This is a genomic window from Rhodococcus sp. NPDC055112 (assembly GCF_053607505.1).
In genome coordinates this window covers 147,024-170,058 of the sequence record NZ_JBSGTR010000001.1, presented here as the reverse complement: position 1 = coordinate 170,058, position 23,035 = coordinate 147,024, and the positions used below count along the sequence as shown (strand labels likewise).

At 68.8% G+C, this 23,035-nt stretch carries 23 protein-coding genes; 9 read left to right on the top strand and 14 right to left on the bottom strand.

Going from position 1 to position 23,035, the window contains the following annotated elements; all coding sequences use genetic code 11:
- The first annotated feature begins 28 nt into the window (after positions 1–28).
- Entirely contained in the window at positions 29–925 is an 897-nt protein-coding gene (locus tag ACWFRB_RS00785; RefSeq protein WP_452638096.1) for an NAD(P)H-binding protein, read from the top strand.
- Positions 926–1,007: 82 nt separating this feature from the next.
- On the opposite strand, the gene ACWFRB_RS00780 is transcribed toward ACWFRB_RS00785, so the two are convergent.
- From ACWFRB_RS00780 to ACWFRB_RS00760, 5 genes are all read right to left on the bottom strand, one after another.
- Positions 1,008–1,991 carry an NADPH:quinone oxidoreductase family protein gene (locus ACWFRB_RS00780; RefSeq protein WP_452638094.1) on the bottom strand — a complete coding sequence of 328 codons (984 nt, stop codon included), beginning with the start codon at positions 1,989–1,991 and terminating at the stop codon, positions 1,008–1,010.
- Positions 1,992–2,039: 48 nt separating this feature from the next.
- Complete coding sequence (locus ACWFRB_RS00775) at positions 2,040–3,068, bottom strand: phosphotransferase family protein (RefSeq protein WP_452638324.1); 1,029 nt, start codon at positions 3,066–3,068, stop codon at positions 2,040–2,042.
- 1 nt (position 3,069) lies between these two features.
- Entirely contained in the window at positions 3,070–4,296 is a 1,227-nt protein-coding gene (locus ACWFRB_RS00770) for an acyl-CoA dehydrogenase family protein (RefSeq protein ID WP_452638092.1), read from the bottom strand.
- A 45-nt stretch (positions 4,297–4,341) separates the two neighbouring features.
- Positions 4,342–5,160: an SDR family oxidoreductase gene (locus ACWFRB_RS00765; protein WP_452638090.1), complete on the bottom strand. Its 819-nt coding sequence runs from the start codon at positions 5,158–5,160 to the stop codon at positions 4,342–4,344.
- 129 nt (positions 5,161–5,289) lie between these two features.
- Entirely contained in the window at positions 5,290–5,970 is a 681-nt protein-coding gene (locus ACWFRB_RS00760) for a TetR/AcrR family transcriptional regulator (RefSeq protein ID WP_452638088.1), read from the bottom strand.
- A 109-nt stretch (positions 5,971–6,079) separates the two neighbouring features.
- On the opposite strand from ACWFRB_RS00760, the gene ACWFRB_RS00755 reads away from it, so the two are divergent.
- From ACWFRB_RS00755 to ACWFRB_RS00745, 3 genes are all read left to right on the top strand, one after another.
- The gene (locus tag ACWFRB_RS00755) at positions 6,080–6,559 is read left to right on the top strand and encodes a MaoC family dehydratase (protein ID WP_452638086.1); all 480 of its coding nucleotides are present in this window, start codon (positions 6,080–6,082) and stop codon (positions 6,557–6,559) included.
- 41 nt (positions 6,560–6,600) lie between these two features.
- Positions 6,601–7,602, top strand: a complete 1,002-nt coding sequence (locus ACWFRB_RS00750; RefSeq protein WP_452638085.1) for an oxidoreductase — start codon at positions 6,601–6,603, stop codon at positions 7,600–7,602.
- Positions 7,603–7,893: 291 nt separating this feature from the next.
- Positions 7,894–8,790 (top strand): amidohydrolase family protein, encoded by an 897-nt coding sequence (locus ACWFRB_RS00745; protein WP_452638083.1) that lies wholly within the window; start codon positions 7,894–7,896, stop codon positions 8,788–8,790.
- Here ACWFRB_RS00745 and ACWFRB_RS00740 read toward each other — a convergent pair whose 3' ends face one another.
- The 3 genes from ACWFRB_RS00740 to ald form a co-directional block, all read right to left on the bottom strand.
- Complete coding sequence (locus tag ACWFRB_RS00740) at positions 8,791–9,402, bottom strand: ribonuclease H family protein (RefSeq protein WP_452638081.1); 612 nt, start codon at positions 9,400–9,402, stop codon at positions 8,791–8,793.
- Between the two features lie 80 nt (positions 9,403–9,482).
- The gene (locus ACWFRB_RS00735) at positions 9,483–10,283 is read right to left on the bottom strand and encodes a crotonase/enoyl-CoA hydratase family protein (protein WP_452638080.1); all 801 of its coding nucleotides are present in this window, start codon (positions 10,281–10,283) and stop codon (positions 9,483–9,485) included.
- Positions 10,284–10,339: 56 nt separating this feature from the next.
- Positions 10,340–11,467 (bottom strand): alanine dehydrogenase, encoded by a 1,128-nt coding sequence (gene ald / locus ACWFRB_RS00730; protein ID WP_452638079.1) that lies wholly within the window; start codon positions 11,465–11,467, stop codon positions 10,340–10,342.
- A gap of 121 nt (positions 11,468–11,588) precedes the next feature.
- On the opposite strand from ald, the gene ACWFRB_RS00725 reads away from it, so the two are divergent.
- Positions 11,589–12,104: an Lrp/AsnC family transcriptional regulator gene (locus ACWFRB_RS00725; RefSeq protein ID WP_452638077.1), complete on the top strand. Its 516-nt coding sequence runs from the start codon at positions 11,589–11,591 to the stop codon at positions 12,102–12,104.
- Positions 12,105–12,131: 27 nt separating this feature from the next.
- Here ACWFRB_RS00725 and ACWFRB_RS00720 read toward each other — a convergent pair whose 3' ends face one another.
- A complete protein-coding gene (locus ACWFRB_RS00720) occupies positions 12,132–13,898 on the bottom strand; it encodes a cholesterol oxidase substrate-binding domain-containing protein (protein WP_452638075.1) in 1,767 nt (588 codons plus the stop codon).
- A gap of 191 nt (positions 13,899–14,089) precedes the next feature.
- Between ACWFRB_RS00720 and ACWFRB_RS00715 the strand changes: the two genes are divergently transcribed.
- From ACWFRB_RS00715 to ACWFRB_RS00705, 3 genes are all read left to right on the top strand, one after another.
- On the top strand, positions 14,090–16,315 hold the full coding sequence (locus ACWFRB_RS00715) for an MMPL family transporter (RefSeq protein ID WP_452638074.1): 2,226 nt from the start codon (positions 14,090–14,092) through the stop codon (positions 16,313–16,315).
- Between the two features lie 165 nt (positions 16,316–16,480).
- Complete coding sequence (locus ACWFRB_RS00710; protein WP_452638073.1) at positions 16,481–17,119, top strand: YdcF family protein; 639 nt, start codon at positions 16,481–16,483, stop codon at positions 17,117–17,119.
- Positions 17,120–17,218: 99 nt separating this feature from the next.
- Positions 17,219–18,226, top strand: a complete 1,008-nt coding sequence (locus tag ACWFRB_RS00705; RefSeq protein WP_452638071.1) for an NAD(P)H-dependent glycerol-3-phosphate dehydrogenase — start codon at positions 17,219–17,221, stop codon at positions 18,224–18,226.
- 3 nt (positions 18,227–18,229) lie between these two features.
- Here ACWFRB_RS00705 and ACWFRB_RS00700 read toward each other — a convergent pair whose 3' ends face one another.
- The 4 genes from ACWFRB_RS00700 to ACWFRB_RS00685 form a co-directional block, all read right to left on the bottom strand.
- On the bottom strand, positions 18,230–18,949 hold the full coding sequence (locus tag ACWFRB_RS00700; protein ID WP_452638070.1) for a hypothetical protein: 720 nt from the start codon (positions 18,947–18,949) through the stop codon (positions 18,230–18,232).
- A gap of 275 nt (positions 18,950–19,224) precedes the next feature.
- Entirely contained in the window at positions 19,225–19,902 is a 678-nt protein-coding gene (locus tag ACWFRB_RS00695) for a hypothetical protein (RefSeq protein WP_452638069.1), read from the bottom strand.
- 205 nt (positions 19,903–20,107) lie between these two features.
- Entirely contained in the window at positions 20,108–20,758 is a 651-nt protein-coding gene (locus ACWFRB_RS00690; protein WP_452638067.1) for a hypothetical protein, read from the bottom strand.
- A 202-nt stretch (positions 20,759–20,960) separates the two neighbouring features.
- Positions 20,961–21,680: a hypothetical protein gene (locus ACWFRB_RS00685; protein WP_452638065.1), complete on the bottom strand. Its 720-nt coding sequence runs from the start codon at positions 21,678–21,680 to the stop codon at positions 20,961–20,963.
- A 324-nt stretch (positions 21,681–22,004) separates the two neighbouring features.
- On the opposite strand from ACWFRB_RS00685, the gene ACWFRB_RS00680 reads away from it, so the two are divergent.
- Positions 22,005–22,487, top strand: a complete 483-nt coding sequence (locus tag ACWFRB_RS00680; protein ID WP_452638063.1) for an alpha-isopropylmalate synthase regulatory domain-containing protein — start codon at positions 22,005–22,007, stop codon at positions 22,485–22,487.
- A 4-nt stretch (positions 22,488–22,491) separates the two neighbouring features.
- On the opposite strand, the gene ACWFRB_RS00675 is transcribed toward ACWFRB_RS00680, so the two are convergent.
- Positions 22,492–22,971 (bottom strand): hypothetical protein, encoded by a 480-nt coding sequence (locus ACWFRB_RS00675; RefSeq protein WP_452638062.1) that lies wholly within the window; start codon positions 22,969–22,971, stop codon positions 22,492–22,494.
- Positions 22,972–23,035: the final 64 nt, after the last annotated feature.

Genomic DNA, 23,035 nt, shown 5'->3' with positions numbered 1-23,035 from the left:
GGAGTTCCGCTCCAGCAGAGGGCATCCGGTGGTCGTCTTCCCCGACCGACCACCGGATGCCCTCTGTTGTGGGGTCCAGGCGACACTCGCATGGTGGCGTGGCGCGACCGGAAAGGTCGGCGGCGCGGTGGTGGCCCAACTGCATGGGGCGGGTGTTCCCGTGCGGGCGTTGACGAGAGGGAAGGCCGCCTTCCCGGAGGGCGTACAGGCGGTACGCGGGGACCTCGGTGATCCCACATCGCTGGACGCGGCGCTGGAGGGCATCGAATCGGTCTTCCTGGTGTGGCCGTTCCTGAGCGCCGAGGGCGCACCGACCGTGATCGACGCGATCGGGAGGCACGCCCGGCGGGTGGTGTACCTGTCATCCGCCGGGGTCGGGGACGAGGGGGAGAAGCCTGGCGAGGCCATCACCATGTTCCACACGGAACTGGAGCGGCTGATCGCAGCGTCCAGCATGGAGTGGACGGCACTGCGTCCCACCGGGTTCGCGGGCAACACGCTGGGTTGGGCAGAGGAGGTCCGCACCACCGGCGCGGTACGGGCGCCGCTGGCGAAGATGGCCCGCCCACTGATCCATGAAGCTGACATCGCCTCGGTCGCCGTCCAAGCGCTGACGACCGATGCCCTGGTCGGCGCCCGCTCCGTGATCACCGGCCCCGAACTGGTCACCCAGGAGCGGCAAGTGGCGCTGATCGGCGAGGCGATCGGGCGTCCGCTGCAGTTCGAAGAGATCACGGTGGACGAGGCCATCGAGCAGATGATGGCCGAAGGCTACCCGGCGGAGCTGGTAGAGGCCGTGATGCCGGCCCAGGCGGAGCTGCTCGACAACCCGGAGCCGGTCACCGACGAGGTGGAGCGCATCACGGGCACCGCGGCCCGGCCCTTCCGGCAGTGGGCTGTCGATCATGCGGCGGACTTCCGCTGAGGGAGATGCCAACGTTGGTCGCCGCCGCGCTCGACGAGCGGGCGGCGACCTGCCACTCAGTCATCAGTCGCTGCCTTCCGTATCAGGGCTGGAACACGATCCGTCCCACGGTGGTGCCATCGCCCAGCCTGCCGATGCCGTCCGCCACCTCGGCGAGCGAGAGCCGCTCGCTGATCAGCGGCTTGATCGCCCCCTCGTCGGCGAGCCGGGTCAGCTCGACGTGGCAGTCGTCGATGGCCCGCTGGTTGTACGCCTTGTACAGGCCCCAGTGCAGCCCGATGATCGAGTAGTTCTTGATCAGCGCGTGATTGAGGGCCGGTTGCGGGATGGTGCCACCCGCGAACCCGATCACGATGATCCGGCCCTCGAAGGCGATGCACTTGGTGGACTTCGTGTACGCATCGCCGCCGACCGGGTCGAACACCACGTCCGCGCCGCGGCCGCCGGTGAAGTCCTTGACCGCGGCCACGATGTCCTCGGTGTGCCGGTCGATCACCAGGTCCGCCCCGAGTCGGCGGCAGTACTCGGCCTTCTCTTGCCCTCCGACCACCCCGATCACCGTGGCGCCTGCGGCCTTCCCCAGCTGCACGGCCGCGCTGCCAACCCCGCCCGCGGCGGCGTGGACCAACAGCGTCTCGCCCGGCTGCAGCTGAGTGCGGCGGTGCAGCGCGAACCAGCCCGTCTGGTAGCCGATGCTCAGCGCGGACGCCTCGGCGTCGTCCAGGGACGCGGGCGCGGGGAAGGTGTTCGACTCCTCCGTGACCGCCAGCTCCGCGAATCCACCACCGGGCAGGCTCGGGTTGCCGATCACCCGGTCGCCGACCGCGAACCGGGTGACGCCGTCACCCACCGCGACCACCGCACCGCACAGTTCGACGCCGGGGGTGAACGGCAGCGGCGGCTTGATCTGGTACTCGCCACGGCACAGCAACACATCGGGGAAGTTCGCGGGTGCCGCCAGCACCCGGACCATGAGCTGGCCCGGGCCGGGCGTGAGGTCGGCGATCTCCTCGAGCCTCAGTACGTCGCGCGGTTCGCCGAGTTCGTTGACGCGCCAAGCCTTCATGATGCCTCTCCTGACAACTACGTCGATTGGGTGATGGATGAGAGTCGATCAGATCCCGGCGTCGGCCGCGATCTCATCGGCCTTGCGCACCAGCGCGTCGATCTGTTCGGCGGTGGGCGTGCCCGCGGCCGCCCTGTTCTGTGGGTTCTCCAGTGCCCGGCGCATGACGCCCTCTGCGATGACCGCGATCTTCCACAGGCCCAGCACATGCCAGAACTTCAACGCCGCGGCGTCCCGTCCGGTCTCGTCGAGGTAGATCTCGGCGAGCTCCGCGCGGGTGGGGAAGCCCGCCAGCGTCGACGCCGGGAAGTCGCCGATCGCGTCCTCGCCCGGTTCCGGCCAGTAGGCGAGCATGCTGCCCATGTCGGCCAGCGGGTCACCGAGCGTGGACAGTTCCCAGTCCAGCGCCCCGATCACGTCGCCGGTCTCGTGCGAGACGATCACGTTGCGCAGGTGGAAGTCTCCGTGCACCAGCGCGACCACGCGCTGCTCCGGGACCGCCCCGGCCAGTCGCCTCGTCAGGTCGTCGAGCTGGGGTAGTTCGCGGGTCTTGGAGACCTCCCACTGACCGGCCCACCGCTTGAGCTGGCGCTGGGCGTACGGCTTGTGGCTGGCGAGATCGGTCAGGCCGGTCGACTCGAGGTCCACGGCGTGGATCTTGGCCAGGGCCCGCGGCAGCGATTCCGCGATTTCCCTACGCCGCTGCGGCGCAAGCGATTCCACGATCGACATGGTGTCGACGACCTGGCCGTCGAGAAACTCCATCAACACCAGCGGCACGTCGGACACCGCCGGGTCCTGTGCGACCCCGAAGATCCTGGGCGCAGGCACCTCGGTCTCGGCGAGCGCGGCCATGATCCGCGCCTCGCGTGCCACGTCGTGCGCCGAGGCGAGCAGGTGCCCCAGCGGCGGGCGCCGCAGAACCCACCTGCGGTCCTCGGCATCTCGGACCAGGAAGGTCAGGTTCGACTGACCCAGCCCGATCCGGTCGAAGCTCAGCGGGGCGGTGAACTCGACGCCCAGCGAGCCGAACCACCGCGTGACCGCGGCCGGGTCGAGACCGACGATCTCCCCCACCTCAGGCACCGGTGGGCCGGTGAGCCCGGTACTTGCGCAGTTCCTGCTTCGCGATGGCCCGCTTGTGTACCTCGTCGGGCCCGTCGGCAAGGCGCAGGGTCCGCAGGTGCGCATACGCCATCGCCAGCGGGAAGTCGTCGGTCACGCCGGCCCCGCCGTGTACCTGGATGGCCCGGTCGACGATCTTCAACGCCATCTGTGGTGCGGCGACCTTGATCGCGGCGATCTCGGTGCGCGCCTCCTTGTTACCGACCGTGTCCATCAGGTAGGCGGCTTTGAGCGTGAGCAGGCGATTCATCTCGATCTCGATGCGCGCTTCGGCAATCCAATCCTGGATATTGGCACGGTCGGCGATCGGGCGGCCGAACGTGACCCGAGACTGCGCACGCTTGCACATCAGTTCCAACGCCCGCTCGGCCATGCCGATGGCGCGCATGCAGTGATGGATCCGGCCGGGGCCGAGGCGGGCCTGGCTGATCGCGAAGCCCTCGCCCTCGCCCTTGAGCACGTCCTTGACCGGGACCCGCACGTTCTCGAAGGTGATCTCCGCGTGGCCCTCCCGATCGTGGTAGCCGAAGACCGGCAGGTTACGCACGACGGTGACGCCGGGAGCATCGATCGGCACCACGAGCATCGACTGCTGGCGGTGGATCTCGGCCGTCGGATCGGTCTTGCCCATCACGATCAGCACCCGGCAGTTCTGGTGCATTGCATTGGAGGCGAACCACTTACGGCCGTTGAGGATGAACTCGTCGCCGTCGCGCTCCATCCGCATCTCGACGTTGGTGGCGTCGGAGCTGGCGACCTCGGGCTCGGTCATCGCGAAGGCGGAGCGGATCTTCCCGTCCAGCAGCGGCTTCAGGTACTTCTCGCGGTGCTCATCGGTGCCGAAGATCTCGAAGACCTCCATGTTGCCGGTGTCGGGTGCGTTGCAGTTGCATGCCTCGGAGGCGAGGTGACTGCGACCCATGATCTCGGCCAGCGGCGCGTACTCCAGATTGGTCAGGCCCGCCCCGGTTCCTGGATGCGGATGGAAGAGGTTCCACAGTCCCCGCTTTCGCGCCTCGACCTTCAACTCCTCGACGATCGGCGGCTGGAAGTGGGGGTCTCCCGCGGCCCGCATCTGCTCCTCGTAGACGGCTTCAGCCGGGTAGACGTGCGAGTCCATGAACTCGAGCAGGTCGGCCCGGATCTTCTCGGCGCGGTCCGAGACATCGAACAGGGACATGTGAACTCCAGACAGGTGGGGAGGAAGGAATGGCGGGAGGGGCGATCAGTCGCCCGGTAGAAGTCCGGCCTGGAAACGACGCATCCCGCGCAGCCACCGGTCGTAGTCGGCCCCCTTGCGGCGGTACATCTCGAGCACCTCCGCGTGCGGGAGGATCAGGAAGCGCTCGTCGTCCATCGCGGCGAGCACGTCCTCGGCGACCTGCGCAGGTTCGAGCACGTCGCCCGCAGAGGTCACGGCCCGCGTCGCCGCGACGCCGCGGGCGTCGCCGGATTCCTCCCCCTCGTAGAGCAGCTTGGTGTTCACGCCCATCGGGCACAGACAGCTGACCCGGATCCCGCGATCGCCGTAGGTCACGTTGAGCCACTCGGCGAAGCCGACCGCGGCGTGCTTGGTCACCGAGTAGGTGGCGGAGCCGATCTGGGTCAGCAGGCCCGCCGCCGACGCGGTGCTGACGAAGTAGCCCTCGCCCCGTTCGAGCCACGGCGGGACCAGCAGCTGCGCGGCGCGGATGTGGGCTCGCAGGTTGACGTCGATCGACAGGTCCCAGTCACTCTCGGTCGCCTCGAGCCCCGGCGCGCCGCTGATGCCCGCGTTCGCGAAATACAGGTCCACCGGCCCGAATTCGGACTCGGCGAGCGCGATCAGTCGCTGGATCGCGGACGTGTCGGAGGCGTCAGCGCCCGAGCCGATCGCGGAACCGGGGTGCTCGGCGTTGACACTCGCGGCGACGGCGAGCGCGGCGGCCTCGTCGAGGTCCGCGACGACGACCTTCGCGCCCTCGGCCGCGAGCCGTTCGGCGAGCGCGCCGCCGATTCCTCCGCCGCCACCGGTGACGATGGCGACCTTCTGCGCAACCTTCACAGCAATTCCTCTTCCCTCGCGGCGATCAGTCCTGATCCGAGTATCGCCGAAGGCTAGTTAAATATGAGTTCAGATTCAACTGTCACGCGATTTCTGCCCCCGGACCTGGACAAACGAGTGAAGTGGGCGTCAGCCTCTCGGGGCGATACGGAGCGCGTTCACCCACAGGCGGGTGGCGGTGGCAACGATGTCCTCGAGCGACACCGCGTCGCTGCCACCGGTGACGAAGTACCCGAATGCGAGGCGGCTGATCATGCCCGACAGCGCCGACGATGCCAGCAAGGGATCGAGATCCGGGTCCGCGAGTCCGCGTTGCTGCAGGTTCGCGATGCTGCGGGCGTTGCGACGGATAAAGGCGTCGGCGCGCTGCTGCCGCAGCACCCGGAACTCGGGATCGATGCTGGCGACCTGTTCGAGCAGCCCCATCAGCTTCGCGTTGCGCTTGTATGCCTCGAAGTACGCCCGGTTGCTGGCCGCGATGATCGCGGCGGGATCGTCCTCGACCGCAACGCGGGGCATCCCCGGGTGCATCATGTCCTCTTGCGCCAGCTCGAGGACCGCGGCGAAGATCTCTTCCTTGCTCGCAAAGTAGGTGTAGAACGTCCCGGCCGAGCACTTGGCCGCCTTGGTGATGTCGATCAGGCGGGTGTCGAGGTAGCCCGAGCGCTCGAACACCCTTCTGGCGGCCGCGATCAGCGCCGCCCGGGTCCGCAGCCCGCGCTCGGTGACCGGTAGCTCACGAAGCAGAGCCGACCGCGCCATCGACGGCGGCGCGTCGTCGCGATCATCCCCGGAAACCGATCCTGACATGCCGTATTTATACGGCAATGCGGGTCGTCGGCGTGCGTGGCCTGCTCCCCTCCGACGGCCCATACTGAGAGGAAGGCGTGATGCCACGCGGAGCATGGGAGCGACAGACATGACGGAGTCCAGCCCCGACCCGGTCCGGCCGAGCACCCTCGCCCAGCTCACCGCGCTGATCGGGACCGTGCTCGGCCCCACCGACTGGCACGAGGTGACGCAGCAGCGAATCGACGCCTTCGCCGACGCCACCGGAGACCACCAGTGGATCCACGTCGACCCCGAGCGGGCCGCGGACGGACCCTTCGGCACCACCATCGCGCACGGGAACTACAGCCTCTCGCTCGGCCCGTTCTTCACCGGGCAGCTGATCGCCTTCGACGGGTTCGCACACGCACTCAACTACGGCTACAACAAGGTCAGGTTCACCGCGCCACTGCCGGTCGGGTCCCGAATCCGCATGCGCGCCACCATCACCGCGGTGCACGAGATCGCCGGGGGCGCGCAGATCCTGAACAAACTGTCCTTCGAGCGCGAGGGCACGGCGAAACCGGTCCTGGTCGTGGAGGCGGTGGGATTCCTCGCCGAACGCAAGTAGAAGCCTGGCCGTGCGGTGTCGGACGCCCTAGGCTCGGCACGGTGACCACGACCTTCTCGGCTCTCATCGCACGTGACCAGGACGGGGAGATCACGCTCGCCCCCGACACCCTCGACACCGACGCGCTGCCGCCGGGTGAGGTCACCATCAGGGTGCATTTCTCGAGCGTGAACTACAAGGACGCCCTCGCCGTGACGCCACGGGGCGGGGTGGTGCGCGAGTACCCGATCGTCCCCGGCATCGACCTCGCAGGCGAGGTCGTCGCCTCCGACGACGAGTCGTTCACGCCCGGCGACCTGGTCCTCGCGCACGGCTACGAGATCGGCACCGGACGTCACGGCGGCTACGCCGAGCTCGCCCGGGTACCCGCCGACTGGGTGGTCCGGCTCTCGGACCTCTCCCCCCGCGATGCGGCGACCATCGGTACCGCGGGCTTCACCGCGGCGATGAGCGTGCAGGCAATCCTCGACCGCGGGATCACCCCGGCCGACGGGCCGGTCCTGGTCACCGGTGCCAGCGGCGGCGTCGGAAGCGTGAGCGTCGACCTTCTCGCCGCGGCCGGGTTCGAGGTGGTCGCGTCGACCGGCAAGCCTCAGGCCGCGGACCTGCTGACCTCGCTCGGTGCCGCGTCCGTGATCGGGCGGCTGCCCGAGGACCCGGACGCGAAGCCCCGCCCGCTCGGCAAGGCGGAGTGGGCGGCCGCGGTCGACTGCGTGGGCGGCAAGACGCTCGCGCACGTGCTCAGCACCGTCCGCTACGGCGGCGTGGTCGCGGCGAGCGGACTGACCGGCGGAGCGGCGCTGCCCACCACCGTGCTGCCGTTCATCCTGCGCGGCGTCTCCCTGCTCGGCATCGACTCCGTGCAGCTGCCGATCGACAAGCGCCGCGCGCTGTGGGCGCGCCTCGCGGGAGATCTGCGTCCGCGACACCTGCCCTCAATCGCGCACGAGGTGCCGATCCGGGATGTCGCCCCGGTGCTCGACCGGGTACGGGCCGGGACCTACACCGGGCGCGCCGTGGTCCGAGTCGACGGCGGATTCTGATGGCCGAGCTGATCGGGTAGACCTCCGGCCCACCCGATCAGCTCCGAACGCGGGGTTCAGCTACCGAACGGCAGTGTGCCCGGGGCGATCTGGTAACCGCTGCTGCCGGCCGAGCTTCCGCCGACGGCACCCAGGAACCCGTTGATCACGTTGGTCAGCATGCTTGAATTTCTCCTCGAGAGCACTCCGATGAGGATCGCGGGACCGCGATCCTCAGCTACGGTAACGATCCGCCATGACCTTGTCGACCGGTCTGGCAGAAGCGATACCGGGCATGACAGGGTGGGTCACGTGATCGACGAACCCGAATCCCGGCAGGCCGACATCGATGCGGTGACCGCGTTCCGCGAGCAGTGGAACCTGCCCGGAATCGTCGACGTGCACACGCATTTCATGCCCAAGAACGTGATGGACAAGGTGTGGAGGTACTTCGACTCGGCCGGACCACTGACCGGCATGGAGTGGCCGATCGCCTACCGACACGAGGAGGACGTCCGGCTCGACCGGCTGCGTTCCTATGGGGTCCGGGCGTTCACCTCGATGATCTATCCGCACAAGCCGCACATGGCGGCCTGGCTCAACGAATGGGCGGTCGAGTTCGCTGCCCGTAACCCCGACTGCCTGCACACCTCCACCTTCTATCCCGAGCCCGGCGCCGCCGAGTACGTCACCGCGGCACTTGAGGCCGGAACCCGGGTGTTCAAGTCGCACATCCAGGTTGGCGACTACGCGCCGAACGATCCGCTGCTCGATGGCGTGTGGGGCGTCCTCGAGGACGCAGGCACCCCCATCGTGATCCACTGCGGGTCCGGGCCCGCGCCCGGACGCTTCACGGGCCCGGGACCTATCGCGGAGCTGCTGGCCCGCTACCCACGGCTGCGTCTGGTCATCGCGCACATGGGCATGCCCGAGTACGCGGAGTTCCTCGGACTCGCCGAACGCCACGACCGGGTGCTGCTCGACACCACGATGGCGTTCACCGACTTCATCAACGATGCCGCGCCGCTGCTGCCTGCCGACCTGCCACGCCTGCTCGACCTGCAGGAGCGGATCCTCTTCGGCAGTGATTTCCCGAACATCCCGTACCCGTACGCCCATGCCCTGGAGGCGGTTTCTCGGCTCGACCTGGGCGCGGAGTGGGTCAGCGCCGTGTGCCACGGCAACGGTGTGCGGCTGTTCGACCTCTGATCAGAAGAGGGTGAGCGAGTCGTCCGACTCGGCGACCTCGAACAGCGTCGGCTCCATCTCGTTCGGGACGACGGTGTGCGCCGTCACCGACTTGGCTCGCGAGACCTTCTTCGCCGGTGACACCGGCGCGGCGTGCGTCGTGGTCTTCGCCCGCGGGACGGAGGCCGGGGCAGAGGCAGCGGTGGCCGCGACGGCACGAGCCGCCTCACCGGCCAGCTTGTCCGCCTCCTCGTTGTAGTGGTTGCCGACGTGACCGCGTACCCAACGGAAGCGCACAGGGCCGGTCCGCTCGGCGATCGCCTCGTCGATGGAGCGCACGAGGTCCAGGTTCTTCACCGGTTCGCCGGAGGCGGTACGCCAGCCCTTGCGCTTCCAACCGGACACCCACTCGGAGGCGCACTTGATCGCGTACTGCGAGTCGGACTCGATCAGCATCGGCTCATCACCCGGATGCGCCCGGATGGCCTCCAAAAGCGCACGCAGCTCGGCGATTTGGTTGGTGCCCGACCGCTCGCCGCCGGAACGGCTCGGCCCCATGTGGTTGACCCACGCCCAGCCGATCGCGCCGCCGGGGTTGCGAAGGCAGGAGCCGTCCGTGCTGACGATGATCACGTCCGACACCTTACGGTGGCCCCCCGACATTGCGAAGGGCCCGCGCCGGGCCCGCGGCGGGCACCCCGTTCCCGGCCCGACTACGCCCCGGTGAACCGCGGCGGCCTGCGCTCGAGCATCGCGGCCACCGCCTCCTGGTGATCCTGCGTGTGGTGCGCCAGCGCCTGCATCGAGGCGGACAGCTCGAGCAGGCTCTCCAGGCTCTGGTGCTGTCCCTCGCGGAGCAGCTTCTTGGTCATCCGCAGGGCCTGCGGCGGGTTCACCGCGACCCGTTCTGCCAGCGCACGGGCGGTCGAGACCAGCTCATCCGGCTCGACCACCCGCGAGACCAGGCCCCACTCGAGGGCGGTCGCGGCGTCGATCGCGTCGCCGGTGAAGGCCATCTCGGCGGCCCGCGCCTGCCCGACCGCGCGCGGCAGGAACCAGGCACCGCCGTCGCCCGGGATGATGCCGAGCTTGACGAAGCTCTCCGCGAAGGTGGCCGTGGTCGCCGCGATCCGCATGTCGCACATGAGTGCAAGGTCACAGCCCGCCCCGATGGCCGGGCCGTTCACCGCGGCGATCACCGGCGCCTCGCAGTGATAGAGCGCTCGGGGGATCCGCTGGATGCCGTGCCGGTAGCCGCCGCGCAGTTCCACGGGCGAGCCGCCGAACATGCCCTCGCGGTCGCGCATGTGCTTGACGTTGCCGCCCGAGGAGAACGACGGCCCGGCGGCGGTCAGCACCACCGCGCGCACCGTCACGTCCCGATTGACGTCCGCGATCGCCGTCTCGAAGGCCTCGATCATGTCGGGCTCGGAGATGACGTTGCGGGTCTCCGGTCGGTTCAGCGTCCACGTGACGATGTCCCCGTCCCGCGCCACCACGATTGCCTCGGTCACTGCGCACTCCTTCCGGTCGCGGCCAAGGGTAGGCGGTGCGGAACCGTGCGCGTGTCTTACCCCAACTGGGGTGTGACGCTCGCACCGGCGGCGAAGCCGCGATAGCCGTGCGCGTCTGCGACCGCGGTGGAGAGCACCTCGCCGTCGTGGGTGCTCAGCCCGGCTGCCAGCGCCCGGTCTGCGGCGGTGGCCCGTCGCCAGCCCAGTTCCGCGATCTCGAGGACGTACGGGAGGGTGGCATTGGTCAGCCCGAAGGTGGACGTGCGGGGCACCGCGCCCGGCATGTTCGCCACGCAGTAGAAGACGGAGTTGTGCACCCGGTAGGTGGGCTCGGCGTGGGTGGTCGGATGTGAGTCCTCGAAGCACCCGCCCTGGTCGATCGCGACATCGACCAGCACCGACCCCGGCTTCATCCGGGACACCAGTTCGTTCGACACCAGCTTCGGTGCCCTCGCCCCCGGCACCAGCACCGCGCCGATCACCAGGTCCGCGCCGAGCACCGCCTGCTCCACCTCGAAGGCGTTGGACACGACCGTCCGCAGCCGTCCGCGGTACCGGTCGTCGAGCTCGCGCAGCCGCGCGACGTTCAGGTCCAGGACGGTGACATCGGCGTGCATCCCGACGGCCATCGCCGCCGCGTTCTGGCCCGCAACGCCGCCACCGAGGATCACCACGTTGGCCGGGCGCACCCCGGGCACGCCGCCCATCAGGACGCCGCGGCCGCCGGAGCTGGCCATCAGGTGGTAGGCCCCGGCCTGGGGTGCGAGCCGCCCGGCGACCTCGCTCATCGGCGCGAGCAGCGGCAGGGAACCGTCGGGGGCCTGCACCGTCTCGTAGGCGATCGCGGTCGTCTTCGCCGCGATCAGCGCGTCCGTGCACTCCCTCGAGGCCGCCAGGTGCAGGTAGGTGAACAGCACCAGGTCCGAACGAAGGCGCGAATACTCCTCAGCGATAGGCTCTTTCACCTTGAGAAGCAGCTCGGCGGACGCCCACACATCGTCGGCGTCGGCCAGGATCTGCGCGCCGGCCGCGCGGTAGTCGGCGTCGGCGAAGGAAGAACCGGCACCGGCCTCCTGCTCGACGAACACCTGGTGGCCGCGGGAGACGAGTTCCTGGACGCCTGCGGGCGTGATGGCGACTCGGTACTCGTGGTTCTTGACCTCGCGGGGGATTCCGATCCTCATGACACTTCCTCGGGTTTCGGGGGTGGTTCGGTGTGGGTGAGCGTGATCGACGCTGGGTCAAGTATGAATTTTCCTCGATTCCATGCACAGATTTGTGCTGATAATTCTCTAGAATCGGCACATGGTTGCTGAATCTTCGACCCAGGGCTCGTCGCGGGGTGCCCGCCCGAACGATGTTCGGGCGGTCAGGCTCGACGAGATCGATCACGTCCTGCTCGCCCAGCTCACCCGCGACGCCCGCACCCCGAACAACGCGCTCGCCGAGCTGGCCGGGATCGCACCCTCCACCTGCCTGGCCCGGGTGCGCGCGCTGGTCGAGAAGGGCGTCATCCGGGGCTTCCACGCCGACATCGACCCGGCGGCCCTCGGAAGGGACCTCGAGGCGATGATCTCGGTCCGGCTGCGCGCCGACGCGCGCCCGCACATGGCGCAGTTCGCGGAACGGATGTCCGCGACGCCCGAGGTGCTCGACGTCTATTTCATCGCGGGCGCCGACGACTACCTGCTCCACGTCGCGATGCGCGACACCGGCGCGCTGCGCGACTTCGTGCTCGACCACCTCTCCGCGCGGCCGGAGGTCGCGGCGACCGAGACGATCCTCATCTTCGAGCACATCCGGCCCAGGTCGGGCCGCTAGCGCGGCGTCAGACGGGGCCGCCGGGCCTCATGGCAGCAGCCTGTCCAGGAAATCGTTGCTGAAAATGCGGTGCGGGTCGTGGGCGTTGTACGCGGCGCGGGCGGTGTCCCAGTTGTCGCCGGTGGGCACCCCGTCGCGGTAGGTGCCGGGAATGACGGTCTCGATGGACGGCCCGTCGGAGTGCCCGGCCCGGTCGGTGAAAGCCCAGCCCTTGGCCCACTCCGGCCGGAAGGTGGCGTAGTCACCGCTGTAGTTCTCCCGCATGAACAACTCCATTTCGCGGAAGTACGCGGCCTGGCCCGGCGTGCCGGGCACCCCGACCACGTTCATCCAGATGGCGGTGTCCCACTCCGGGTGATCGGGACGCGGACGCAGCGCCGAGATGGTCGGCGGGCCTGCGCTTTCCACCGCCACCTCGTCCTGGTCGTCGAGCCCGCACAGGCGCACCTCGAAGGGCCCGTTGATCGGATACCGGCCCGCCGCCATGAGTTCCTGCTGACGCCGGTGATGCCAGCCGGTGAACTCGTTGATCACCCGTGCGATGTTCGACCTGCGGGTGATCACCACCCCACCGCCCGCGTTCATCCGCAGGGTGGTCGCGCGGAGGTAGAACAGCACGTCCTTGGACCAGCCCCACAGGTCGGCGGTTCCGGAGGCGGCGAGCCCGGAGGCGATGGTCGCGAACTGCGCCTGGCCGAACAGCGGAGTGGCGCTCCCGATCCCCCTGGTGATGGCCCCGAGCGGATCGGTGACCGCCTGCGGGATGTTGTCCGAGTACCAGTAGTTGTAGGGCCCCGTCACCTCCCGGGACCGCGGCGGTTTGACCGGGGTCGGCGTCCACACCTTGAGCCACGGCGTCTCGGTGAAGGGGAACCAGATCGCCTCGACGCGCCCCGATCGGGCCACGTAACTCTCGAACGTCCGACCGGGCGCCCCTGCCGGGGCGAACAGTTCACGCCACGGGATGTCGGTGACGGACTCGCAGCGGAGCCGGTAGTTGGGGCCGGCCTGCAGCGTCACCGAGGTGACGAAGGACCGGCCGAGGTGGGTGAGCAGCGGACGGATGGCGGGGTCGGCCCTGGCGAACTCCCGCAGTTCGTACCGACCGGCCGCGTCGTCCCAGACCACCGCGGTCATCGCGGTCACCAGGTTGCTCAGCGACCCGAAAGACGCTCCAGGGAGCCCGGATTCGCCGTCCGCGGGCAGCGTGGCCCCGTGCGCGTCGATCGCGAGCACCCCGGCGATGGTGAGCCCGCCGATCGCGGGGGCGTTGGCCCAGCCGAGTCCGCGCTCCTGCAGCTCGGTGAGGATCGCCTCGACGGTGGCACCCGCGCCCGCGGTGACCGTGGCGCGGCCCTCGGCGGCGCCGGCGGCGTCGACCGCGACGGCGTTCAGTCGCGCCATGGTGTCCACCAGCAGCACCCGGTCGACGTCCTGACCGGCCTCCAGGGTCAGCGGGCTCCACCCGTGCATGGTCCCCCGCGGCCGCAACCGGTAGCCGTTGGCGTGCGCCCAGTTCGCGAGCCGGACCACGTCCTGCGCATCGCGGGGCGTGCACGTCCAGACCTGGTCGAAGCGGATCTCCTGCGCCCAGTTCTCGTAGCCCTGCTGAACGAGGGCGATGCCCTCGGGGAAGGCGGGCGGGGCGGGCAGGGTCGCCCTGACGTCGCCGAACGGGATCGCCTGTGCGGGCGACCAACCGAGTCCGGTGAGGGCGGCGGCCCCCGCCGCGGCGGCCAGGAAGCTCCTACGCGAGAAGCCGCCCGTCTGCTGGTCCGAACGACTTGTGGCCATCGACAATGTCCCTCTCTCGGTGGGTGGCGCGGCCTGCGCGCCACGAGCGAGGACAAAGTTAGAACATGTTCCCGTCATCGTGTCGGGAAACGCGTATCCGGGTCCCGGGAATCCCGGATTCCCCGGCTCGCCCCGTGGTCTACTTGAACCCGTTGGAGACCTGCGACGACAGGCATTTCCGAGGAGAACCGATGGCCGAACTCGACATCAGCGACGAGCCTTCGACGGTGTCGCCCCGGAAGCCCCGGCGCGGCTGGCCGGTCTTCACCGTCATCGCGATCGCGCTGATCGCCTTTCTGGCCGGCGGCGTCGGCGGCTCCTTCCAGGGCAAGCTCGCCGAGGTCCAGAAGAACGACAACGCCAGTTATCTGTCCGCCTCCGCCGAATCGACCATCGTCGCCGACGAATCCGCGAAATTCGTCACGGTCGAGACCATCCCGGGATTCGTCGTCTTCCACCGCGACGGGCCGTTGACCGAGCAGGACAAGGAGTCGATCGCCAACGCCGCGACGGCGGTGACGCAGGTTCCTGGTGTCGACAAGACCGGAATGGCCCCGGTCCAGTACTCCGAGGACGGCACCACCGCGTCGCTGTTCGTGCCGCTGGTGGCCAAGTCCGACGGCACGCAGGTCCAGGGCGATGTCCTCGCCGAGACCGAGCAGCACGTGATGGACGCCGCCAGATCGGCCGCCGCCGCCGAACTCGAGGTGTTGCCCGCGGGCCCAGGCGGGCTGCTCGTCGCCTTCATCGACGCCTTCCAGGGACTCGACGGCGCGCTGCTCGGCGCGGCACTCCTCGTCGTGATCCTGATCCTGCTGGTCGTCTACCGCTCCCCCGTCCTCTGGATCTTCCCGCTGCTGTCCGCGATGCTCGCTCTCGGCCTCTCCTCGATGGTCATCTACTTCCTCGCCAAGCAGGACGTCCTGACGCTGACCGGCCAGAGCCAAGGCATCCTGATGGTCCTCGTGCTGGGCGCGGGCACCGACTACGCCCTGTTGCTGATCGCGCGGTACCGGGAGGAACTGCACGCGTACCCGAACCGGTTCGATGCAATGATCCGGGCCTGGCGCGAATCGGCGCCCGCGATCACCGCCTCCGCGGTGACCGTCATCCTCGGCCTGCTGTGCCTGACCTTCTCCGAACTGAACTCGAACAAGAGCCTCGGTCCGGTCACCGCCATCGGCATCGCCTGCACCTACCTGGTGATGATGACGTTCCTACCCGTGGCGCTGGCGACCGCGGGCCGGTGGGTGTTCTGGCCGCGCGTCCCGCAGGTCGACCACGCCGCTGATCTCACCGCGCACGGCATGTGGGGCCGGATCGCCACCACCGTCGGCAACCGGGCCCGGCCGGCGTGGATCGGCACCACCGTGCTGTTGATCGCGCTGTGCGCCATCGGGATCGGCAGCTTGCAGACGGACGGGCTCACCGCGACCGAGAACTTCACCAACAACCCCGAGGCCGCCCAGGGACAGGCGATCTACGACGCCAAGTTCCCGCAGGGCACCGGCGCTCCCGCCGTCATCATGACCAACGCCGACGCCGCCGAGCAGGTGATCGCCGTCGCGGGCGGGGTCGAGGGTGTCGCGACCGCCCCGGGTTCGGTGTGCCTGCAGATCGACTACGCCAAGGTGGCGGGGCTGAACCTGGGCACCGGCGCCGCCCCCGCGGGCGCGCCGACCGGCTGCCCGCCGCCGCAGTTGACGGTGCAGCCGATCGACGGCCGCACCGTTGTCACCGCCACGCTCGCCGACTCCTACGACTCACCCGAGGCGCTGGAGACCATCGAGCGGTTGCGCACCGCGGTGCACGCCGTCCCCGGCGCCGACGCCCTTGTGGGCGGGAACTCCGCGGCCACCCTGGACGTGCAGACCGCCTCGGTGCACGACAGGAACCTGATCATCCCGATCGTGCTGGTGGTGATCTTCCTGGTGCTCGCCATCCTGCTCCGGGCGCTGCTCGCGCCGCTGATCCTGATCGCCACCGTGGTGCTCTCGTTCGCAGCCACGCTCGGCGTGTGCGGGTTCTTCTTCACCCACGTGTTCCATTTCGCGGGCGCCGACCAGGCCTTCCCCCTGTTCGCCTTCGTGTTCCTTGTCGCGCTCGGCATCGACTACAACATCTTCCTGATGACCCGGGTACGAGAGGAGTCGCTCACCCACGAAACCCGATCCGGGGTGCTGCGCGGGCTGGCCGTCACCGGCGGTGTGATCACTTCCGCAGGTGTGGTTCTCGCCGCGACGTTCGCGGTGCTGGGCGTGCTGCCGCTGGTGTTCCTCGCGGAGATCGGGTTCGCGGTGGCGTTCGGCGTCCTGCTCGACACCATCATCGTGCGCAGCGTGCTGGTGCCCGCCCTCTCCTATGACATCGGCAAGCGCATCTGGTGGCCGTCGGCCCTGGCGAAGGCCGAGGACTGAAACGCCGAGGACGCACCAACCGACATCTTGGGGTATCGCGTGTTTGAATGGCGGTCGGAGAGTGCAGATTTCCGAAAGCCCCACCACGGATACGGGTCCTAGTCCAGACTGAACCCCGTTCGTCACCTCCTGCGGGGGAGGAGCCGTTCGTCCCAAAGGAGTGTCATGTCGTTTCGTTCGCCGTCTCTGCTTGCCCGCAGGATCCTCGCCGCCACGGCCATAGCCGCCGCGGCGGGCGCCGTCCTGCCCGCCACGGCGAATGCCGACGTGACACCGACCACGCTCGTGAACGGCGTGCTCTCGACCGTCGGAGGCTGCCAGACACCCTCCCGCGATGCGATCCTCGCCTGCACCCGGTTCGAGACCCTGACCACCCAGTTCCCGGTGGTCCTCGACCTGAATCCGTTCGGCACCAACATCGTGGCGCTCGGCGCGGGACTGTTCCCCAACGGCACGATGCGGCCGGTGCTCGAGTCCCGGATGCAGGCGACCCTGCAGGTCGCCCACCGCTACCCGCTGTCCCCGATCATCGTCAGCGGTGGCGTGCCGCAGAACGGGATCACCGAGTCCCGCGCGATGCGCGACTGGCTGATCGGGCACGGCATCCCCGCATTCCGGATCACCGAGGAATACACCTCGCGCTCCACGGTCGAGAACGCCAGGAACACCAACGCGCTCCTCGCTCAGCGCGGCGCCACCAGCGCCGTGGTGGTGACCTCGCCGGACCATCTGCAGCGCGCCATGGTCGACTTCCGTGTCGCGGTCGGCGGCCGCATCCCCATCGCAGGCGTCGTCGCTCCCTGACGGTCCAACGAGTTTCCAGGTTTCCGCTCCGCTCCGTCGGTGCGGGTGGGAACCTGAATCGATGATCGCAATTGTCGATGGCGGACTGGGTGATCGGTGATGGCGCGGCCGGTACGGGTGGTCGTGCTGGGGGCCGGCTCGTGGGGGACCACGGTCGCGGGACTCGCCGCGCGCAACACCCCCACGCTGCTGTGGGCCCGCGACCCGGACACCGCCGATGAGGTCAATTCCGAGCATCGCAACTCCCGCTACCTCGGCGACCGGGCCCTCCCCTCGGACCTGCGCGCGACCTCCGATATCGCCGAGGCCGCGAACGAGGCCGACGTCCTGGTGGTCGGGGTGCCCTCGCACGCGGTGCGCTCGACGCTGAGCGAGATCTCCAACGGGGTTCGTGCGTGGGTTCCTGTGCTGTCCCTGGCGAAGGGGCTCGAGCCCGGCACCCGGCAGCGGCCCACCGAGGTGATCGCCGAGTGCCTGCCGGGACATCCGGTCGGGCTGCTGGCCGGACCGAACATCGCCAGAGAGATCGTCGACGGCCTGGCCGCCGCCTCGGTGGTCGCGACCCAGGACGACAGGGTGGCCACCGCGCTGCAGCCGCTGTTCGCCTCGCCGGTGTTTCGTGTGTACCGCAACACCGACGTGCTCGGCTGCGAGCTCGGCGGCATCCTGAAGAACATCGTCGCGATCGCTGCAGGCATGGCCGACGGCCTCGGGGTCGGGGACAACACCCGGGCGATGGTCCTCGCCCGCGGGCTCGCCGAGATGACCCGACTCGGCGAGGCGATGGGGGCCAACCCGCGCACGTTCGCCGGGCTCACCGGCGTCGGCGACCTGATCGCGACCTGCATCAGCCCGGCCTCCCGCAATCGCCGGGTCGGCGAGGCACTCGCCCGCGGCCTCACGATCGAGCAGACCCTCGCCGAACTCGGCCAGGTCGCCGAGGGCGTCAAGACGGCCCCGACGGTGATGGAACTGGCCCGCGACTACGACGTCGAGATGCCGATCGCCGCGGAGGTGGAGGCGGTGGTCGCCGGCCGCCGCACCCCCGCGGAGGCGTATCGCGGGTTGCGGCGGGTGACCCCCGGCGACGAGGACGACATGGCCTGAGCGTCAACTCCCGGAAACGACCCGACCGAAGGGCGGACCGATGGGAATGGTGGTGAGGTTCTGCCAGCCCTGAGGACCGTCGAACGCCGAACCCTCGAAGGTCAGTCCGAAGTCGGCCGCGGACCCTACCCGAGCACCAGTAGGCACACGGAACGACGCCGTCATCCCGATGCCCTTGCCGAGGCCAACCCATCGTCCACCGTCCGGCATCGTGAACGTCGCCGTGCTGCCGTTCGCCGAGAGCTCGGGGACCAGCGGAATCCGGGTCCATGAGAAGTCAACCCCGTTGAGCAAGGCGTCACCGAACCTGTTGTCGTACTCGTATCCCGCCGGCGCGTGCACCGCAATCTTCGTGACCAAGCGGTCGACACCGGCTACGTCACCTAGGCCGAGGCCGAACGAGGTGGTAATCGTGCCGCCCGGGTAGGCCTCCGCCCCGGCTGGCATGGTCCAGAGTCCGTAGCCGCAGAGACGCATGTGCCCCTGCACGTTCGAGACCTCGCCCTGACCGTCGAAACAGCCGGGCCCGGCCCAATTCGAGCCGAAAGGCCGATAGTCACTGAGACCCTCTTTCGGAATGTTGCTCGACCCCTCAAGCCAGTAGCCCTGAACCGAATCGTCGATCGACCCGATGGCGCTGGCCGGGCCGGCGGCGAGGCCACCGGCCAGCACGGCCGAGGCGAAGACTACGGATGCGACCCGGCGCATCATCGGACGAAACATGTACGAACTCCATTCGGTAGGGATGCTCACGCGGCACCTCGGTACCGCTGAACTCCCCCGGCCCGAACACGCGCCGCGCCATCGTATGGCTCGGCAATCAACTCCGGCATAGAAACCGAATACTGTCGTTGCGCTGCATCTTTGTCAAACACAATGCGTCGCCCGAACTTTGGGTCGCAGCGTCCCGGCGACGACGACACGACCTGAGCAGTCAGGCCGCCCGGAAGAATCCCGGACGGCCCTGGCGAGGCCGCTACCTACTGCGATGACGGGGGCTACGAGCCGCAGGGGATGTTGAGGCCATCTCCACTGCACAGGGCCCACCGCCCGAGACTCTCCACGAGTTCGATCGCGTTCGGGTCGCGGACCGTCACCTTGACCCCCATCGAATTCCAGGTCTTGAGTCCGAGCCCCTCCGCCTGGACGGAGAAGCCGCTGTCGACGACCGAACCCCCTGCCGGGAATGCCGCCAGGCCGCCGAGGCGGTAGCTGATCTCGAGAGTCAGGGTCTTGTCACCTTCGGACGCCACCGTCCAGTTGCCACTGAAGGTGGCCTCCCCCGCCATAACGGTGGGCGTCACATTCTCGGTCTTCAACGACCCGTCACGCCAGGCGGTGAGCTTGGCGCTACCGGGCACATATTGCCCGCCGGCACGATCAGTGATCCGGTCGATGATTCGGACAGGTGCACCGGTTGCCGAGATCGTGGTCCGGTAAGTGACGACCTGGCTCGGCGCGAGGACGGTCCGGCCGATGACCTCCCTTGTCACGGAAAGGTTCTCGAAGTTTTCGGTGACTTTGCTCTGAGTATTCGGGTCGGTCGTACCCGAGGACCCGAGATCCGGCAGGGCGGACTGGGCGGCTGCGGTGCCGACACCGGCGGCGAGGCCACCGGCCAGCACGGCCGAGGCGAAGACTATGGATGCGCCCCGGCGCACCATGGGACGAAGCATTTACGAACTCCATTCGGTAGGGGTGATCACGCGGCACCTCGGTACCGCTGAACTCCCCCGGCCCCAGACACGCGTCGCGTTATCGTATTGACCGACATCCGATCTGATGCGGAAATGCGAATATTCTTGTTGCGCTTCACTTGTCGTTAAACACAATGGTGCCACCCGGGATACGGGTGGCACCATTGCGCACGGCCTCGATCGACTAGGAGCCGCTCGGTCCGAGTAGCCCGATCTTGACGCCCATCTCGGGCCACTCCTGGGCTGCCTGCCCACTGACCTCGATGGCGGTGCCGCTGTCGAAGACGTCGATGTCGAACGAGATGTCGGTGCGCACGCGGTAGGTCACCTCGAAGGTGACGGTCTTGTTGCCCGTCGCCGAAACGACCCAGCCGACATCCTTGGTCACGGCCAGACGCCCGCCGGCCTGGGCGGGAACGACACCCTCGGTCTTCATCTGGCCGTCCTGCCACGAGGTGACGGTCGCGGTCCCCGCCACATAGCTGAGGGCGAACGGGAAGATGTCGGTGATCTTGTTGACGATCCGGTCCGGGCCGCCGGTGGCCGCGATGGTCGTCCGATAGGTGACCTGACCGGTGGTCGCGATCTTGTTGCTGCCGACGACGGCCTTGGTCACCGCGAGATTGTCGGTGGTCACCGTGGCGGAGGCGGGCAACTCCTGGCCGTCCGCGGTGGAACCGAGGTCCAGCTGGGCGGGCCCGCCCGCCGTGGAACCGAAGTCGAACAGGTTGGGTGCGGCCGACGCGGCGCCTGCGCCTATGGCCAGGCCACCGCTGGCGAGCAGGGCAGACGCGGCGACAGCGGACACGAGGCGACGCATCAAGGGACGGGACATGCAGATCTCCGTTCGATAGGGACAGGCACACGACTCTCGACGCCGCCGAGACCCCGACCCGAACGTGCGTCGCGCCATCGTATGGATCAGTGCCCGGGTTCGTGCAGGATTTCGAAAACTCCTGTCGCACTTGATGAATCGTTAGACAAAACAAGGGCCGACCCGGAGTATCCGGGGCGGCCCTTGTCTCAGGTGTGTGCGGCTAGCTGCCGACGACCCCGCGCAGCACGTCGACGACGAACCCGGTCGGGTTCTGGACGATCGCGGATCCCGCGGAGCCGGTGGTGCCACCCTCACCGTCGGACGATCCGAGGCCGAGCTCCGAAGAACCGGTGGCGACCGCCTCACCCGGGTTGAGACCACGGATGGTGGCGCTCACACCCATCGGATTGAAGGTCTGCGTGGTCGCGAAACCCGACACGTCGAAGGACGCGCCGCTGTCGGGCGCGCTGCCGATCTGCGCGTTCTGCGGCACCAGGTAGGTCACCTCGAAAGTGACGGTCTTGCTGTCGGTCTGGGAGATCGCCATCCCGGCGCTGGGCACCGAGACCGTGTTGTTGTTGACGTCGACCTCGGGCGTCACGTTTTCGGTCTTCACGCCGCCGATGAGGTGCCAGGCGGTGAGCTTCGCGCTCCCGTTGACGTACTTGAAGCCGGCCGGGTGGAAGTCGGTGATCCGGTTGATGAACCGATCGGGATGCGCGGTGGTCGCGATGGTGGTCCGGTAGGTCACCTTCTGTCCCGGCGCGGCCGTGCCGTCACCGACGACACTCTTGGTCACCTTGATGTTGCTCGTGGTCTTGGTGGCCGAGTAGGGCGCCTGCGCGGCCGCGGCGGTACCCCCGCCGATCGCGAGCCCACCGGCGATCAGTGCCGTGGCGGCAACCGCGGACGCGATGCGACGCATCATGGGACGGGACATTGAGATCCTCCGATCGAGTGAAACAGGGACACGAGGGGCGACGCTTAAGGGCCATCGCCCTGGCCCGGCGTAGGGCCGGTTCTGACGTAGACACTCACATGAACAAGCGTCCAATTATTTAACTACATATGGACGGGCGTTCAACTTTCGCGGGGCGATTCCTCGCCACAGTTGCGTCATCGCTGTTTCGCCTCTACATTCGGTCCCATGAAGCGCATCAAGCTCGTATTCCGCCCGTAGCGGGGTCTGATTCGGACCGACCCCTCGCTGCGGGTCGTCGAGCTATCTGTTGGTCCTTCCTCTTGATTCAGGAAGACCGCTTCAATGAACTCTCTTCAGGCATTCGCCTCGCACACCGCCACCCCTGCGTCTGACCCGTTCGCGCTGCGTTTCGGCATCCCGCTCCCCCGCGCGCTGCGTACCGAGGCCGCGGGCATGAGCTGGCGCACGTTCCGTTCCACGTACTCGCCGACCGGCGGCCCGATCCGCTTCGGCCGATGGTCCGCGCACGCCCTCGGCGCGGGACGCTCCGAGTTCCGGGCCACGCTCGCCCTCGGCGACACCATTTACCAGGCCGAGGCCACCGCGGCGGGGCCGATCGCGGCGCTCACCTCGATGCTCTACGAAGCCGGACTGCCGATGGAGATCCTCTCCTTCCACCAGCAGAAGGTCGGCGACGGCCGCACCGCGACCTTCCTGCTGTGCGAGCTCGGCGGCCGCAGGCACTGGGCGGCCGGCCTCGCGGACACCGCGACCGAGTCGTCCGTCGAGGCGATGTTCGCGGCCGCGAACATCCTGCACGGATAGGGCGTCAGGGCATCTCCACGGTCTGCGCGCGGGCGACCTCGCCGATCGCCCGCCGGATGTAGCCCGACCCCGGCGCGTCCGCGGCCGCCAGCAGGTCCGCGATCACCAGGGTCGCGTACCGGGGCAGGTCCGCGCGGGCGAGCGAGCGCGGCTCCTCGTCGGGATCGGTCAGCCCCAGCGCACCGGTCAACACCACGACGAGCACCGACACGTCCAGATCGGGCACCCACGGCGCGGCGGACCGGGCGCAGCGCCCGAGCACGGCCTGCACGTCGTCGCCGGTCAATCCGTCGGGATGCAACTCCTCCAGCAACTCGCGCACGATCGACGCGTGCACCACGGTGACCTGCTCCTGATCGAGGGCGGCGAGCCGGGCGGACGCCTCCGCGAAGGGCCGGGGTTCGGTGGCGCGGGCCGCAGTGACGGCGGCGTCGGTCGCATCGGCGATCTCACGGGCGGCGGACGGCCATTCGGTGGGCCACATCGGGGGTCCTGCTCCTTCGAATTCATCATGGCGGCAGCATCTTTCGATACCGCCAAGTTCAGGC

Coding starts and splice junctions, on each gene's coding strand:
- ACWFRB_RS00720 (WP_452638075.1), bottom strand. CDS start 13,898: ATGGCCACAAGTCGTTCGGACCAGCAGACGGGCGGCTTCTCGCGTAGG.
- ACWFRB_RS00760 (WP_452638088.1), bottom strand. CDS start 5,970: ATGTCAGGATCGGTTTCCGGGGATGATCGCGACGACGCGCCGCCGTCG.
- ACWFRB_RS00725 (WP_452638077.1), top strand. CDS start 11,589: ATGGTTGCTGAATCTTCGACCCAGGGCTCGTCGCGGGGTGCCCGCCCG.
- ACWFRB_RS00695 (WP_452638069.1), bottom strand. CDS start 19,902: ATGCTTCGTCCCATGGTGCGCCGGGGCGCATCCATAGTCTTCGCCTCG.
- ald (WP_452638079.1), bottom strand. CDS start 11,467: ATGAGGATCGGAATCCCCCGCGAGGTCAAGAACCACGAGTACCGAGTC.
- ACWFRB_RS00705 (WP_452638071.1), top strand. CDS start 17,219: ATGGCGCGGCCGGTACGGGTGGTCGTGCTGGGGGCCGGCTCGTGGGGG.
- ACWFRB_RS00675 (WP_452638062.1), bottom strand. CDS start 22,971: ATGTGGCCCACCGAATGGCCGTCCGCCGCCCGTGAGATCGCCGATGCG.
- ACWFRB_RS00770 (WP_452638092.1), bottom strand. CDS start 4,296: ATGTCCCTGTTCGATGTCTCGGACCGCGCCGAGAAGATCCGGGCCGAC.
- ACWFRB_RS00700 (WP_452638070.1), bottom strand. CDS start 18,949: ATGTTTCGTCCGATGATGCGCCGGGTCGCATCCGTAGTCTTCGCCTCG.
- ACWFRB_RS00680 (WP_452638063.1), top strand. CDS start 22,005: ATGAACTCTCTTCAGGCATTCGCCTCGCACACCGCCACCCCTGCGTCT.
- ACWFRB_RS00755 (WP_452638086.1), top strand. CDS start 6,080: ATGACGGAGTCCAGCCCCGACCCGGTCCGGCCGAGCACCCTCGCCCAG.
- ACWFRB_RS00710 (WP_452638073.1), top strand. CDS start 16,481: ATGTCGTTTCGTTCGCCGTCTCTGCTTGCCCGCAGGATCCTCGCCGCC.
- ACWFRB_RS00715 (WP_452638074.1), top strand. CDS start 14,090: ATGGCCGAACTCGACATCAGCGACGAGCCTTCGACGGTGTCGCCCCGG.
- ACWFRB_RS00685 (WP_452638065.1), bottom strand. CDS start 21,680: ATGTCCCGTCCCATGATGCGTCGCATCGCGTCCGCGGTTGCCGCCACG.
- ACWFRB_RS00690 (WP_452638067.1), bottom strand. CDS start 20,758: ATGTCCCGTCCCTTGATGCGTCGCCTCGTGTCCGCTGTCGCCGCGTCT.
- ACWFRB_RS00780 (WP_452638094.1), bottom strand. CDS start 1,991: ATGAAGGCTTGGCGCGTCAACGAACTCGGCGAACCGCGCGACGTACTG.